The following is a 15,384-nucleotide window of genomic DNA, read 5'->3' as shown; positions in this document are numbered from 1 at the left end:
TCTAATTCTTATAATACATCTTAGTATAACTATATTGCTGTGTCTGACTTATTTTAATAAATTTATTGAACCCAAGACATTTCCTTATTTAGGCTTACTGGCTCTTATATATCCCATACTAATTGCTCTTTATTGTTTGTTCACTATATTTTGGCTTATTAAAAGACAATTAATTTTTGTACCCTTCTTTATTATCACCCTTTTTTTACTGTTTCCTATAAAAAAATACGTTCATTTTGGGGAATTGAATAATCAACCGATTCGGAATAATGAACTTAAAATTTTAACCTATAATATTAGATATGCAAACGATAATAAAGACTTACGAGCCCTGGAAAACTATATCCATCAAAAAGATATTGACATTGCATTTTTTCACGAAATCTATACCAGACAGTGGAGATCAAAAGAAATATTTTTAGCTGAACGATATAATGCTGCCTTTGATTTAATTGGCATATCATCAAAATATCCCATTATAAATGAACAAAAAATAATACTGCCGGGTAATGGATTTGCATGCTTGGTAGATATACAGAAAGATCAGGATATAATAAGATGTTTCAGCATATATTTAGAACCCATGAATCTTTCTAAAAATTTATTCAAAGCCAACAGCCTAAAACATTTTGGAGATAATTTAGAACTGATAACGGAAAAATTAATAAAAGGCTTTCAAAAACATCAAGTTCAAATAGGTTTACTTTCAAAATATATAAAAGAATCACCCTATCCCGTACTTGTGTGTGGAGACTTAAATTCGGTACCCTTATCGTATGAATATTTTACCTTGAAAAAAGATTTGACAGATGTATTTGAAGAAAGTGGGAAAGGATTAGGATGGACTTTTTATGATTATTATTATCCCATCAGAATTGATTATATATTTGCAAGTAATAGCTTTATGCCGATGCAATGTTATGTAGATAAAACAATTACAATTTCCGATCATTATCCGGTACTGGCAACATTGAAGTTAAATTAATGAGCTAAATTTCCGGTTCTATTTTAATTAAATTAACAGTATATAAAAAAATTTAACTTAAAAAAAATATAACTTTGCAAATTAGTAGTAAATTAAAATAACTAATTGTGCAGCAGATTGATTCTAAGAAATCTAAACTTACTTTTATAGGTTTAGTAGTTACCATCGGGATAGTTTTTGGTGATATAGGAACCTCTCCATTATATGTAATGAGAGCCATAGTTGCCGCCAATCACACAGATCATATTTCAGAAGATTTTATCATAGGGGCTTTATCTTGCATCATTTGGACGTTAACATTGCAAACAACCCTAAAGTATGTGGTAATAGCGTTACGAGCTGATAATAATGGAGAAGGTGGAATTCTAGCTTTGTATTCGTTGGTCAAAAAGATGAAGAATAAATGGCTGTATATTGTAGCCATTTTAGGAGCCGCAACGTTAGTTTCTGATGGGGTAATTACTCCTTCAATGACCATTATGTCGGCAGTAGAAGGACTTAAAAGTTATAATCCCAATACAGAAGTCATACCCATTACCATATTTATACTTATAGTTCTTTTTGTCGTCCAACAATTTGGAACCCAATCTATAGGTAAATTTTACGGACCGATCATGACCCTCTGGTTTATCATGTTGTTACTACTGGGGGCTATTCAATTTATACCAAATTTATATGTAATAAAAGCAATAAATCCCTATTACGCTGTTAAATTAATGCTTATTGTGAGAGACAGCGCAGAAACTGCATTAGAAGCTAAACATATGATTTTACTAATTATGGGTGCTGTATTTCTGTGTACAACCGGAGCCGAAGCATTATATTCCGATTTGGGACATTGTGGAATTAAAAACATCAGGATAAGTTGGGGCTTTGTAAAAATTTGTTTAATCATAAATTATCTCGGACAAGGTGCATGGATTCTGTCACATCCTGTAGAAGCAGCTAGTGGAGGAAATCCATTTTTTATGATGATGCCCGATAACTTTGTAATCATTGGAGTAGGAATGGCTACCTTGGCAGCGGTTATAGCAAGCCAGGCCTTAATAACAGGATCTTATACTATATTTAGCGAGGCTATGTCGTTGGACTTTTGGCCGAGGCAAAAAATTGAATATCCCACCCATGAAAAAGGTCAAATGTATGTTCCGGCCATAAATTGGGGATTACTCATATCCTGTATTTTTGTTGTATTTTATTTTAAAGAATCTTCTAAAATGGAGGCGGCCTATGGTTTGGCAATTACCATCACTATGCTGATGACAACCATTTTATTACTTTTCTATTTATATAGCAAAAAAGTAAATATATTTTTTATTTTACTATTTGCAATCATATATTTTATCATTGAAGGAGGATTTTTCTATGCCAATGCGTTGAAATTTGAAGAAGGCGGATGGATTACCATGATGTTGGCCGGTTTGATTGCTTTCTCTATGTACATTTGGTATAATGGACGAAAATTGAAGAATAAATACGTACAATACGTAAATATAAAACCTTATCTGCCTATTATACAAGATATGAAAACCGATACAGACATATCGAAATATTCAACCCATTTAGTATATATAAGTAGAGCAGGTAAATCAGAAGAAATAGAAGCAAAAATTTTATTTTCTATAGTCAATAAAAACCCTAAAAGAGCAGATTACTATTGGTTCCTTAGAGTTGAAAATGATACAAACCCTTATACGTTTGAATATGATGTATTAGAATTAATACCCAATACCTTATATAAAGTTAATTTTAAATTAGGATTCAAAGTAGTTCCATTAATAAATATTTATTTTAGTCAGGTACTTGAAGATTTAAAAATCTCAGGAAAAATAGATTTGTCAAGCAATTATCCATCTTTGAAAAAATATGATATTCCTGCAGATTTTAAATATATCCTTATAGATAGAGTTTTCAATCAAGAATATTTGTTTTCATTAAAAGAAAGGTTTATCTTACGCTTTTATAACATGGTCAAATATATAGGAATATCTGACACCGCTGCTTTAGGCTTAGATACTTATAACGTAGAAGTGGAAGAAGTACCTATGCTTACGGATGTAATATATAAAAGCAGGATAAAAAGAGTGAAGAATTATAAATAAATATTTAGATAAATTTCATGACTTATGAATAAAACTAAAATCATAATTACTGGGGGCTTAGGATTCATAGGTTCTCATACGGTAGTTGAATTAATTCAATCAGGATTTGAACCGATAATTATAGATGATTTGAGTAATTCAGAATTATTTATATTAGAAAGAATAGAAAAAATTACGGGATGTAAACCCAAATTCTATTCATACGATATAGGTGATTATAAAAAATTACATCAAGTATTTACGGATAATAACGATATTTCTGCCTGTATACATTTTGCAGCTAAAAAATCAGTAGGAGAATCTATGGAAATTCCTCTCACCTATTACCGGTCAAATTTAATATCTCTTATGAACCTATTGGAAGTTATGAATGAATTTAAGGTAAGAAAATTGGTCTTTTCATCCTCTGCAACCGTATATGGACAGCCCGAAAAATTACCTGTTACAGAAACCTCTCCAATTCAAAAAGCCCTATCTTCTTACGGAAGTACCAAGCAAATGGCGGAAGATATAATAGAAAAGGTTTCGGCAACGGGTAGCTTACAAGCACTTTCTTTACGATATTTTAACCCGGTTGGAGCCCATTCATCTTCCTTAATTGGAGAATTGCCGAAAGGAATTCCCGGTAATTTAATGCCATTTATTACACAAACAGCATTTGGAATTAGAAAAGAATTGACAGTATTTGGTAACGACTATAACACCGCCGATGGAACATGTATAAGAGACTATATTCATGTGGTTGATCTTGCGAAAGCTCATGTAAATGCTTGTGAGTATTTACTGGCAGATAAAGGAGATTTGTCGCATGATGTATTTAATATAGGAACAGGGCTTGGTAATTCTGTTTTAGAAATAATAAATACCTTTGAAGCAGTTAATAAGGTTAAAGTACCTTATGTTATAGGAAGCAGAAGAAATGGAGACGTAGAAAGCATCTATGCCGGTTGCGATAAAGCCAATCAAATATTAAATTGGAAAGCTAAGCATTCTTTAGAAGATATGGTTAAAGATGCATGGAATTGGGAAAAATCATATAGAAAATAAAGTAAACTATGTTATGGAAAGTAAAACAATATTCGAACTGATCGAAAAAGAAAAACAAAGACAAACCAAAGGGCTTGAATTGATAGCCTCAGAAAATTTTGTCAGCGACGAAGTAATGAAAGCCGCCGGATCTGTATTAACAAACAAATACGCAGAAGGATATCCGGGAAGGAGATATTATGGAGGATGTGAAGTAATAGACCAAATAGAAGAAATCGCCATAGAAAGTGCTAAAAAGTTATTTGGTGCTTCTTATGTAAACGTTCAACCGCATTCCGGAGCACAGGCAAATGCAGCCGTATTTCTAGCCTGTTTAAAACCCGGTGACAAAGTAATGGGGTTAGACTTAGCCCATGGCGGACATCTAACTCACGGTTCTCCCGTTAATTTTTCAGGAATAAATTACAACCCGGTTTTTTATAAAGTAAATAAAGATGATGGGCGCATCAACTATGAAGATATGATTGAAACAGCCAGGAGAGAAAAGCCTAAAATGATCATCGTGGGAGCATCAGCCTATTCCAGAGATTTTGATTATCGAAAATTTAGAGAAATAGCAGATGAAATAGGAGCAATATTAATGGCTGATATTTCACATCCTGCAGGATTAATAGCTAAAGGAATTTTAAGTGATCCTTTACCTTATTGTGATATAGTTACCACTACAACTCATAAAACGTTACGAGGTACGCGAGGAGGAATGATTATGTTAGGTAAAGATTTTGAAAATCCTTTCGGACATAAAACGCCTAAAGGAGAGATAAAGATGATGTCACAAGTGCTAGATGGAGCTGTTTTTCCGGGAACTCAGGGCGGCCCTTTAGAGCATATAATAGCAGCAAAAGCGATAACTTTCATTGAAGCATTAAGTGATGGATACCTTGCTTATACCCATCAAATCGTTAAAAATGCCGAGGCTTTATCTCAAGCATTGATAGAAAGAGATTTTACTATAATTTCAGGAGGAACTGATAACCATCTTATGCTAATTGATTTACACAATAAAAATATTACAGGTAAAGCTGCCGAAAAAGTATTAGAAAAAGCAGACATAACATGTAATAAAAATATGATTCCTTACGATGACAGGAGTCCATTTGTAACTTCAGGTATTCGATTGGGAACTGCAGCGGTAACCACCAGAGGTCTCAAAGAAGACGATATGATAAAAATAGCGGATTTTATAAATGAAGTTATCACAGATTCGGAAAACGAAAAGGTGATAAATAAAGTAAAAAAAGAAGTCAATGCTTTAATGGACTCTAGGCCTTTATTCCAATGGTAAATAAAAAAATTGAATTTTAAAAAAATTTAAATTACGAAAACTGATTACTTCTAATTAATAAGTTTTAATCAGTTTTCATTTACACAAGATAGAATACATGATTTTTTATTTCTAATTAACAAATCAGGAAAAAAGATGATTTTTGCTAATATATTATTTTTTTGTATTTTTCGCGCTTTAAAATGAATACATAATGAAAGTCGCTAGGCTATTTGACATTTTATATTATCAATTAGAAAATAGGCCGATTGAAGTTTCCTTATCATCAAAAAAAAATGGAGTTTGGGAAGGAATATCAACAAAATCGCTTATAGATCAGGTTAACCAAGTTAGTAGAGGTCTTTTAAAATATGGAATTAAACCTGAAGACAGAATAGCTTTAATTACGTCAGTAAACAGAACAGAATGGATGATTATGGATTTTGCCATACAACAAATAGGAGCGGTAAGTGTTCCTATATATCCAACCATGAGCGATGACGATTTAACATTTATACTCAACAACAGTGAAGCTAAATTTTGTCTGATTTCTGACAAAAAGTTATATGATAAAGTACAAAATATAAAGGAAAATTGCCCTTCGCTTTCAAATATTTTTACCTTCGATGAGATAGAAGGAGTTCCCCATTGGTCGGAAATTAAAGAAAAGGGTGAAGAGGAATCCAATCAACAAGATGTTGAAACTTTAAAAAATAATATAAAACCCGATACATGGATGACGTTAATTTATACTTCCGGAACTACAGGGAGACCCAAAGGCGTTATGCTCTCACATGGAAATGTACTATCCAATGTAATGGGATGCCATACCAGATTTTTAATGAAAAATGATGAGAAATTCAGAATTTTAAGTATTCTTCCCATCAGTCATATATTAGAAAGAATGGTAGTCTATGTCTTTATGTATAAATGTTATGGGATATATTTTGCAGAAGGTATAGATAAATTAGCTTCAAACTTTAAAGAAGTTAAACCCGATGTAATTCTAGTGGTGCCGAGAGTAATTGAAAAATTGTATGCATCCATATATAACAAAGGAACTTCTTCCGGTTGGATTAAAAAACAAATCTTCTTATGGGCACTCAATGTGGCTAAAAAATATCAACCCTTTAAACCGGCCGGACTTTCTCATAAAATAGCAGATGCTTTAGTATTTAAAAAGTGGAGAGAAGCTGTAGGTAATAATCTTCAGTTAATGATATGTGGAAGTGCCGCGCTATCTGAGAATCTTTGTCGAGTATTCTCTGCCGCGGGGTTGCTCGTTACGGAAGGATATGGAATGACAGAAACTTCTCCGGTTATTTCAGTAAACGGTATAAATGATGAAGTCTACCGATTAGGAACGGTGGGGCCTTTATTAGACGGATATGAGGTTAAAATTGCAGAGGACGGAGAAATACTAACCAAAGGGCCGAATGTTTTCTTAGGGTATTATAAAGATGAAGAAAAAACCAAAGAAATATTTACGGAAGACGGTTGGCTTAAGACAGGAGATATAGGTTATATGAAGGATGGATACTTAAAAATTACCGATCGAAAAAAAGAAATATTTAAAACCTCCGGAGGAAAATATATTATTCCTCAAGTAACTGAAAATAACCTTAAGCAATCACGGTTTATAGGAGAAGCCATGGTAGTTGGTGACGGAGAAAAAATGCCTTGTGCGCTTATACAGCCTGATTTTGATTTTATTTCTAAATATATTAGTTATAAACATTTACCATTAAATTCTACTGCTTCGCCGGAAGAAATTGTCAATAATAAGATAATTAAAGATAGAATCATGCAAGATGTTGAAAAGGTAAATAAAAATTTAGGAAAATGGGAGCAAATTAAAAAAATAGAGCTTACCCCCAATGTATGGTCGGTAGATGGAGGAGAATTAACTCCTACCTTAAAATTAAAAAGAAAATTTATTAAAGAAAAGTACATCAATTTATATAATAAATTGTATGATAAATAACTAAAATAATTTTCAACATGATATTTTGTCATAAATTTTATTTGGCTTTAGATTTGATTTAAGGGTAACCATGAATAGGAATGACAATATAAAAATATTTGCCAATAAAGGCGAAAATCCTGAAGATTTTTATTCAAGATTTAAAGAACAGTTAGACAAAGAACATACATTTCCGGGGAATTATATGTTTAAGTTTATAATTCCAACGGAAAGCAAGAAAGTAGCTCAATTGCATAAAATTTTTGATCATGCCGGAGCTTCATTTTCAACGAAAGAAAGTAAAAACGGTAAATATACAAGCATAACCATTACTATGTATGTAACGGATTCAATTTCAGTTATTGAATATTATAAAGAAGCAAGTTCCATTGAAGGAATAGTTATGTTATAAGTAAAATTTTAAAAATAAAAAAGCATCAGAAAATAGTTTTCTGATGCTTTTTTATTGGAATATAGTTAAAATAAGTTTTTAATTGGATTAAAGCAGGGAATCAAAAATACTGAGCATTCTGCTTACTATCTTATTTGAAAATTTTTTTAAAGAAAATGCTAAATAAAATGTTATAAATTGATATCGTTAAATCTATTCAATTAATATACTATTTTACCATTAATCATTGGCTATTATCCCGTCTTTCATAAGTAAACTTCTATCTGCCATAGAAGCTAAATGTGAATTATGCGTCACAATAATAAAAGTCTGATTAAATTCTTTTCTTAATTGATAAAATAATTGATGTAAATCTTCAGCATTCGCGGAATCAAGATTTCCTGATGGCTCATCCGCTAAAATAATTTTAGGATTATTCATTAATGCCCTTGCAACGGAAACCCTTTGCTGTTCACCACCGGAAAGTTCACCGGGTTTATGCTCCAAGCGGTGAGATAATTTCAGGTAACTTAATAATTCCTTTGCTTTATTAACTAATTTGGATTTAGGTTTTCCGGCAATCATTCCGGGTAACATCACGTTTTCAAGTGCAGTAAATTCTGGTAATAACTGATGAAATTGAAAAATAAATCCAATATTCTGGTTTCTAAATAAAGAAAGTTCCTTATCTCTCAATTGAGTAATGGGTAAATTATCAATTTCAATAATGCTGTGATATCTTTCCGGATTTGACGGTTTGTCTAAAGTGCCAATGATTTGCAAAAGAGTTGATTTACCGGCACCTGATTCTCCCACGATGGTAACTATTTCACCTTTTTTTATATGGAGAGAAACACCTTTTAAAACTTCAAGTGAACCAAAAGATTTATGTATATTTTGAATAAGTACCATATAATATTTTATCAAAAATACTAAAAAATTAAGGAATATGGAGGCTCATTTCATTAGAGATAATTTTTCCGGATATACCAAATGGTTTCAAAATCAAATAAACCTTATAAGTACCGGGAGGAATTTGAGAGACATCAATAAATAAAGTTTGGTCAGTAGAGCTTTTAGGCGGAAGAATTAATTTTTTATTAATTGAAATTATATTTTGTGGTTCAAAAGTTTTAGTATTGAAAAATAAAAATGCTAATTCTTGAGGAGTACCATCACCAAAACTAATCTCTTTATTATAAGGATTTGTCCACTTAACATCGAGTGTTTGTGATTCTTCTTTGGATGAAATACTAGTGGGCTGTACTTCACATTTTATTTGGGAATAAGAATAAAATTTATCTACAGTTTTATAATATTCGTTTTTTCCATCCTCATCAACAAGGTAAACGGGAGATAATTCTTCCAATCCAAAAAATGTAATAGTTTTTCCTTGAATATTTTGTTCGGAATTCCAAATATCATATTGAGAATATCTATGAGTATAAACTTGTAAACAACAAGAAGGTTGTTGTGTATAAAAATTGTATGCAGCCGCTTTTTGATAGCGTTCAAAAACAGCCAATCCCTCCGTTACTTCTTTAGCATTTAAAACAAATTCCTTCAATTTATACATGGGACTTTTGTGTATGAAAGCGGGAAAGAATAATAATATTCTCACAAAAAACAATAGTAAAATATAAGCAAAAGAAAGTCCGGTGATCCAAACATTGTTTTTTTCTTTAAACGTTAAATAAGTTAAAGGAATGAGCGCAATATAAATAATTAAGTTCCATTGCGGTTGAATTACTCTGCTAAATGAAAATAAACTAAAAAAAAGGATTCCACCCAAGCTAATCCATTGTAAAGATCTTATCCACGGTTTATTTCTATCCAAACGTTTGAAAATACTTTTACCGTAAAAATAGAGAAGCAAAGGGTTACCTAATATAAGTATGCCAAGTATCCATTTGATGAATGGATAAGTAACAGCTTTTTGTTTGCTCCTTTCAAAAAGATGATATTTTATAGATGCCCAATCGTGATCATACTGCCAATATAAATGAGGAATATATAAAAGCAAAGAAAACAACAAACTGAAGTAAAACCATTTATTTTTTAATAAAGAAGGGAGAAAAGGAATAAAAGTTAGAATAATCAATAATGCTCCCTGATATTTAGAATACATGGTAAGTGCCATGGATAAGCCCAAAAATAAAGCATTTAGTAAATTATTTTTCTCAGTAAATGATTTCCATCTCCATAAAAATAAAGAACAGAATAAAAGCAAAGGAGTGTCGGGAGTAGATATAAATCCTAACGTTTGATAAAATCCGACAGATCCAAAAAGTCCTATAAATAAATAATTTTCTTTTAACGTTTTAGGTTTAAGAATCAACAACCAAATACAATAAACGACTATCCAAGATATAATCGATACAAATCGAACTCCCAAAGTTCCTTTGAAAAATAAATATCCCGCCTTGATAAATAAAGCAATCATAGGAGGATGATCATAATAACCAAAATCCAAATGATTCGACCAAACCCAATAATAAGCCTCATCATCAATTAAAGGAAGTGTTACCGATTGAAAAATATTAAATATGAATAAAATACCTATGAATATAAATTGGATGTTTTTTATGGAATTAACTTTCATTATTTACTAAATATTGATTTAATGTTAAAATGATTCATAGGTTTATACATAGGTAATAAAAAACTTCTGAATCACAGACTGTTCCAGAAGTTAGCAAAAAAATATTTTTTGGTTATAAATAATTATAATTTTAAATTTTATATCTCCATTCAAAAGGATCATCAATTTCATTAGTTTGTATACCCACTAACTGTTTTTTAAGAAAAACGGCATAACTCTCTTCATCCGATAATTGAGGCAACTCCATGATAGAATCTTGATAGCCCAAATGAGAATACCTTGAAATTACCACGGCAGTACCACAACCGAATATTTCTTTTAGATTACCTTCTTGATATGCATTTACAATGTCGTCAACAGATATCCGTTCTTCCTTAATATCCAGATTGTGATATTTGGCTAAATGTACTAAGCTGTCTCTGGTAATACCGCTTAAAATCGTTGTGGAAGTAGGGGGGGTGTAAATAGTGTTTCCGATTCTTACCATAACATTCATAGTTCCGGATTCCTCAAAATACCTGTGATTTTTACTATCGGTCCAAATTACCTGATCAAAACCATTTTGATTAGCTAGAAATGTAGGATAAAAAGATGCCCCGTAATTACCGGCGCATTTAGTAAATCCAACCCCTCCGTCTACTGCACGAGTATAATAATCTTCAATTTTAATTTTTAAGGGTTTATCATAATAAAGTCCGGCAGGAGAAGTCATAATAGCAAAAGTATATTTTTTAGATATCCTTGCTGAAAACATTTCTTCAGAAGCAAACATAACCGGACGAATATATAGAGAAATACCCGGTTTAGTAGGAATCCAACCCCGATCCAAATCAATTAAAGCATAAAGTCCATCAAGAAAAATTTCTTTAGGTATTTGCGGCATAGCTAAACGTTCCGCAGATTTATTGAATCTTTCAAAGTTTTTTTCAGGTCGGAATAAAAAAACCTCATTATTTTTATCCTTATATGCTTTCATTCCTTCAAAGATGGCTTGGCCATAATGAAGAGCCATCAAAGCAGGAGAATAGCTCATCGAACCATAAGGCATAATAACCGGTTCTCCCCATTTACCGTTTTCGTATTCACATATGAGCATATGATCAGATATGTTGGCTCCAAAAGGGGAGTCATTAGGATCGATTGAATCTAATCTGGAGTTTGCTATTTTATTTATTTTCATTACTTAACTTGCTAAAATTGTTTATTGAACATTTCAAAATTAATAAATAAATCATTTGATAGATTAAAAAGAGTTGTAATTTTGAAAGGATTTACGTTTTATGTTAGAAAGAACCATTATTACCACATCCGAAGGTACTAAAACCTTACATATTCCTGAATGGAATGAGACTTATCATTCCCGTCATGGTATCATGCAAGAAGCAGAACATGTATTTATATCTCATGGATTAGATCAATTAAAAATTTCTGAGATTTCCATTTTGGAAATGGGTTTTGGAACGGGTTTAAATGCTTTTTTAACATTATATAAAGCAATAGAAAAGGATTTGACAGTTCGATATTATACGTTGGAAAAATATCCTCTAACACATGAAGAAATTAAAGAGTTACAATACGGGACTTTACTAAATAAAGAAAAAGCAGAGGAATATTATCAATCATTACATCAAGCAGAGTGGGGGGAGGAAACTCAAATTAATAAAAATTTTACTATCATTAAATTTAAGGCAGATTTTCTTGAATTAAGAAATTTACCTATTTCCGATATAAATGTAGTTTATTATGATGCTTTTGGAGCAAGAGTTCAACCCGAGCTTTGGGAAGAAGATATTTTTAAGCAAATCTTCGATCGGATGGCACCACAAGGATTGCTAACTACCTATTCCAGTAAAGGAAGTGCAAGAAGAGCCATGCAAAGGGTAGGATTTGACGTAGAAAAATTAACAGGACCTAAAGGAAAACGAGAAATGGTTAATGCATGGAAAAGATAACAAAATTAAATGTAAGAGTATATGGACTTTTAATAAAAGATAATTGTTTGATGTTTCTACACGAAATGTATGCGGGAAAACCATTACTTAAATTGCCCGGTGGAGGATTGGAATTAGGAGAAGGAACTCGGGATACATTGATTAGAGAATTTAAAGAAGAATTAAATTTAGAAGTTACAGTAAAAGAGCATTTCTATACTCAAGATTTTTTCCTGGAATCTAAATTAACTCCCGATAGTCAATTACTTACCGTGTACTATAAAGTGGAATGTAATGATCTTTCCAATCTTCAAATAATAGAAAAGTCCATAAATCAAATAGAATGGATGCCTTTAGATCAAATTACATTAGATAGCATCCCATTACCGGTCGATAAAATTGTAGTAAAAAAATTACTTCATAAAAATACCTGAGTATTTAGAATGATTATATCGATTATATTAATTTATTCTAAATATAAATTGCTTTAAATCAGTTATTTAGAATAAATCTTTGAATCTTAATTTATAATTTTGTATCAAAGTTTTTAAATAAAATAATAATTGATATGGAATTAAAGTTAGCTAAATGCTGTGGTAATTGTGAGCATTTTTTGAATGGGCAGTTATGTACTATTAAAGAAATTGCTGTAAGCCAAAATCAAGTTTGTAATTCATACGAATTTAAAGTGATTCCTCATAGAGAAGATGATTGTTTGAAATGTTCCAAATTTCAGAAATCAAATTGCGCCCATCCTAAGGTAGCAAGTGAAGGTATTATGTGTACGGTATGGTATCCAAGAGCGACCGCCTCATAAATTTTTGAACTAATAAATTAATTTTTTAATATAAGGAATTGGCTTTTTTTAAGTCAGTTCCTTTTTTTTTGCAGAGTAAATTTAGAATTGAAAACAAAAAAGAGAGCTCAATAAAATTGAGTTCTCTAAATTGATAAATTAATGTATTAAATTATGAGAATTAAAAAAATTCTCTAAAAGAACGCTTAAAACTATTTTTACTATCTTTTTAATATTGACAACATATCGGTAATTTTTTATAATCGGAATCTTTAGCCTTATATTTTTCATTGCTATACCCCGATTTTGCTATTTTCTTCAAAATAGCATTCAAAGATGTTTGCGTATCATCATAAATTATAGTTGCAATTTTAGTGCCCGGATCCCATAATACAGCAGAAATATTTGCTTCATAACCGGCTTTTTCAATAGTTTCCTTACACATATTGCAATTACCGTAAACTTTTATTTTTTCAACTTTTTGATTATTTATTTGTGCATTTATTTCAGTAAATGAAATGAATATCAATAGGATGACAAAAATTTTTTTTATAAGTTTCATCATTTATGGTATATTTTAATAGGTAGCTTAAAATAATTTAAACAATTTAGAAATTTCAACTAAACCTTCTATTGAGCTATTTCCAATGACATATTTTTACCATTAAAACTTAACTGATTAATTTTCTTTAATAATTGATCAGTATAATTGGCGTCAACTTCGAAAAAGGTAAATTTATCTCTAATATCAATTTCGCCAATATCCGCTCTCGCACCTTTCGTGTTTTTATTAATTAAGTCAATAACCGTTACTTTGTTAAGATTATCTCTTTTGCCTAAATTAAAGAAAAAACGAGTGAAATTCCCTTTTTTACTTTTTCTGTTTCTTTTATTTCCGTCTTTTGAGTCTTTTCTATCCTTTCTGTTTCGGCTTGTAGAAGATTTTTTACCTCTTTCGGCTGCTCTTTCGTTCTTATCAATAGGAGCAATATCTTTCTCGTTTTTATAGAATTCCCAAGTTGATTTTAATTCAAGGAACATTACCCTTTTATAAAGTTCTTCTTTAGAAATGTTGGACAGATCAGGAATAGTGGAAAGTTCAAATTCTTCGGAATCAAAATCGGAATTAAGCAGCTTATCCGATAAATAAAGTTCTTTCGCTTTTAAAATATCCTCTTTAGTAGGAATTTTCATTTCTTCTACCTTAATAGAAGTTTCCTTTTTAATGCGATTAAATTTAACCATTTCGCTAGGACGAATAATAGCTATAGATTCTCCGTCTTTACCGGCTCTACCCGTTCTACCGCTTCTATGAATGAAAACTTCCGGATCATCAGGTAATGAATAATGAATCACATGAGTAAGGTCATTTACATCCAATCCTCTGGCTGCCACATCCGTAGCAACAAGGATTCGTAAATTTTTTAATCGGAATTTTTTCATTACCATATCTCGTTGAGATTGTGATAAATCTCCATGCAAAGCATCAGCTGCATATCCTTGGTGCATTAAGAAATCTGCAACATGTTGAGTTTCCACTCTCGTTCTGCAGAAAATAATTGAATATATATTGGGATTGGCATCCAATACTCTTCGTAACCCGTTATTTTTTTGACGGTCACGCACCATTACGAATTTATGAGTAATATTTTTCTTTACTTCATTAATTCCTCCTGCTGATATTTTTTGTGCACCCTTCATATAATTTTTAGCAATAGCCTCTACTTGTTTAGACATAGTTGCTGAAAATAATAAAGTTTGTCTGTCTTTAGGCGTTTCTTTAAGAATTGTTTCCAATTCGGCTTTAAAGCCCATAGATAACATCTCATCTGCCTCGTCTAAAATCAACCATTGAATTTGATTAATTTTTAGAACCCCTCTTTTAAGCATATCATTAACCCTTCCCGGTGTACCTATTACAATTTGAGGATTATTTTTCAAACCTCTGATTTGCTCAGAAATATTAGATCCGCCATATACTGCCAATGAGCGTATTTTGGATAAATATTTTGAATAACTGGCAATATCTTTAGAAATTTGTAAACACAGTTCACGAGTTGGACAAAGAATTAAGGCTTGAACATGTTTTTGATAGGGATCTATCATTTCCAATATAGGTAATGAAAATGCAGCAGTTTTACCGGTACCGGTTTGCGCTAAAGCTATTAAGTCTTCTTCCTTGGATAATAAATAGGGAATGGTTTGCTTTTGGATTTCAGTGGGTTGAGTGTAACCCAACTCTGTTATGGCCTTTAACAAATCTTCTGATAGGCCATACTCTTTGAATAAATTCATCAATAATT

Annotated in this window: 14 protein-coding genes; 9 read left to right on the top strand and 5 right to left on the bottom strand. The window is 31.3% G+C overall.

Features of this window, described 5'->3' with window-relative positions:
- Positions 1-34: 34 nt before the first annotated feature.
- The 6 genes from GFV01_RS08895 to GFV01_RS08870 all read left to right on the top strand — a co-directional run bounded on the left by GFV01_RS08895 (position 35) and on the right by GFV01_RS08870 (position 7,773).
- Positions 35-985 (top strand): endonuclease/exonuclease/phosphatase family protein, encoded by a 951-nt coding sequence (locus GFV01_RS08895; protein ID WP_160566649.1) that lies wholly within the window; start codon positions 35-37, stop codon positions 983-985.
- A gap of 107 nt (positions 986-1,092) precedes the next feature.
- On the top strand, positions 1,093-3,087 hold the full coding sequence (locus tag GFV01_RS08890) for a KUP/HAK/KT family potassium transporter (RefSeq protein ID WP_255466928.1): 1,995 nt from the start codon (positions 1,093-1,095) through the stop codon (positions 3,085-3,087).
- 24 nt (positions 3,088-3,111) lie between these two features.
- The gene (galE, locus tag GFV01_RS08885) at positions 3,112-4,134 is read left to right on the top strand and encodes a UDP-glucose 4-epimerase GalE (RefSeq protein ID WP_160566646.1); all 1,023 of its coding nucleotides are present in this window, start codon (positions 3,112-3,114) and stop codon (positions 4,132-4,134) included.
- 13 nt (positions 4,135-4,147) lie between these two features.
- Positions 4,148-5,419 carry a serine hydroxymethyltransferase gene (gene glyA / locus GFV01_RS08880; protein ID WP_160557395.1) on the top strand — a complete coding sequence of 424 codons (1,272 nt, stop codon included), beginning with the start codon at positions 4,148-4,150 and terminating at the stop codon, positions 5,417-5,419.
- A gap of 193 nt (positions 5,420-5,612) precedes the next feature.
- Complete coding sequence (locus GFV01_RS08875) at positions 5,613-7,382, top strand: long-chain fatty acid--CoA ligase (RefSeq protein ID WP_160566643.1); 1,770 nt, start codon at positions 5,613-5,615, stop codon at positions 7,380-7,382.
- A gap of 70 nt (positions 7,383-7,452) precedes the next feature.
- A complete protein-coding gene (locus tag GFV01_RS08870) occupies positions 7,453-7,773 on the top strand; it encodes a DUF493 domain-containing protein (protein WP_160566640.1) in 321 nt (106 codons plus the stop codon).
- 219 nt (positions 7,774-7,992) lie between these two features.
- Here GFV01_RS08870 and GFV01_RS08865 read toward each other — a convergent pair whose 3' ends face one another.
- The 3 genes from GFV01_RS08865 to GFV01_RS08855 form a co-directional block, all read right to left on the bottom strand.
- Positions 7,993-8,664: an ABC transporter ATP-binding protein gene (locus GFV01_RS08865; RefSeq protein WP_160566637.1), complete on the bottom strand. Its 672-nt coding sequence runs from the start codon at positions 8,662-8,664 to the stop codon at positions 7,993-7,995.
- Between the two features lie 28 nt (positions 8,665-8,692).
- On the bottom strand, positions 8,693-10,354 hold the full coding sequence (locus tag GFV01_RS08860) for a glycosyltransferase family 39 protein (protein ID WP_160566634.1): 1,662 nt from the start codon (positions 10,352-10,354) through the stop codon (positions 8,693-8,695).
- Between the two features lie 130 nt (positions 10,355-10,484).
- A complete protein-coding gene (locus GFV01_RS08855; protein WP_160566631.1) occupies positions 10,485-11,534 on the bottom strand; it encodes a branched-chain amino acid aminotransferase in 1,050 nt (349 codons plus the stop codon).
- 100 nt (positions 11,535-11,634) lie between these two features.
- Here GFV01_RS08855 and mnmD point away from each other — a divergent pair, with 100 nt between their 5' ends.
- From mnmD to GFV01_RS08840, 3 genes are all read left to right on the top strand, one after another.
- Positions 11,635-12,306 (top strand): tRNA (5-methylaminomethyl-2-thiouridine)(34)-methyltransferase MnmD, encoded by a 672-nt coding sequence (gene mnmD, locus GFV01_RS08850; protein ID WP_160566627.1) that lies wholly within the window; start codon positions 11,635-11,637, stop codon positions 12,304-12,306.
- A complete protein-coding gene (locus GFV01_RS08845; RefSeq protein ID WP_160557390.1) occupies positions 12,294-12,719 on the top strand; it encodes an NUDIX domain-containing protein in 426 nt (141 codons plus the stop codon). The genes mnmD and GFV01_RS08845 overlap by 13 nt, the downstream gene beginning before the upstream one ends.
- 179 nt (positions 12,720-12,898) lie before the next feature.
- A complete protein-coding gene (locus GFV01_RS08840) occupies positions 12,899-13,102 on the top strand; it encodes a hypothetical protein (protein ID WP_146105565.1) in 204 nt (67 codons plus the stop codon).
- 208 nt (positions 13,103-13,310) lie between these two features.
- Here GFV01_RS08840 and GFV01_RS08835 read toward each other — a convergent pair whose 3' ends face one another.
- Positions 13,311-13,646: a heavy-metal-associated domain-containing protein gene (locus GFV01_RS08835; RefSeq protein WP_160566625.1), complete on the bottom strand. Its 336-nt coding sequence runs from the start codon at positions 13,644-13,646 to the stop codon at positions 13,311-13,313.
- Between the two features lie 65 nt (positions 13,647-13,711).
- The gene (locus tag GFV01_RS08830; RefSeq protein ID WP_160566622.1) at positions 13,712-15,376 is read right to left on the bottom strand and encodes a DEAD/DEAH box helicase; all 1,665 of its coding nucleotides are present in this window, start codon (positions 15,374-15,376) and stop codon (positions 13,712-13,714) included.
- Positions 15,377-15,384 lie beyond the last annotated feature (8 nt).

The organism is Apibacter sp. B2912 (genome assembly GCF_009827835.1).
GTDB lineage: Bacteria > Bacteroidota > Bacteroidia > Flavobacteriales > Weeksellaceae > Apibacter.
Note: the sequence above shows the minus strand (reverse complement) of the source record. Positions and strands in the feature narration are given on the sequence as shown.

Bases quoted from the DNA above. Each gene is read 5' to 3' on its own strand.
- galE (WP_160566646.1), top strand. From the start codon at position 3,112: ATGAATAAAACTAAAATCATAATTACTGGGGGCTTAGGATTCATAGGT.
- glyA (WP_160557395.1), top strand. From the start codon at position 4,148: ATGGAAAGTAAAACAATATTCGAACTGATCGAAAAAGAAAAACAAAGA.
- GFV01_RS08875 (WP_160566643.1), top strand. From the start codon at position 5,613: ATGAAAGTCGCTAGGCTATTTGACATTTTATATTATCAATTAGAAAAT.
- GFV01_RS08870 (WP_160566640.1), top strand. From the start codon at position 7,453: ATGAATAGGAATGACAATATAAAAATATTTGCCAATAAAGGCGAAAAT.
- GFV01_RS08865 (WP_160566637.1), bottom strand. From the start codon at position 8,664: ATGGTACTTATTCAAAATATACATAAATCTTTTGGTTCACTTGAAGTT.
- GFV01_RS08860 (WP_160566634.1), bottom strand. From the start codon at position 10,354: ATGAAAGTTAATTCCATAAAAAACATCCAATTTATATTCATAGGTATT.
- GFV01_RS08855 (WP_160566631.1), bottom strand. From the start codon at position 11,534: ATGAAAATAAATAAAATAGCAAACTCCAGATTAGATTCAATCGATCCT.
- mnmD (WP_160566627.1), top strand. From the start codon at position 11,635: ATGTTAGAAAGAACCATTATTACCACATCCGAAGGTACTAAAACCTTA.
- GFV01_RS08845 (WP_160557390.1), top strand. From the start codon at position 12,294: ATGGAAAAGATAACAAAATTAAATGTAAGAGTATATGGACTTTTAATA.
- GFV01_RS08835 (WP_160566625.1), bottom strand. From the start codon at position 13,646: ATGATGAAACTTATAAAAAAAATTTTTGTCATCCTATTGATATTCATT.
- GFV01_RS08830 (WP_160566622.1), bottom strand. From the start codon at position 15,376: ATGAATTTATTCAAAGAGTATGGCCTATCAGAAGATTTGTTAAAGGCC.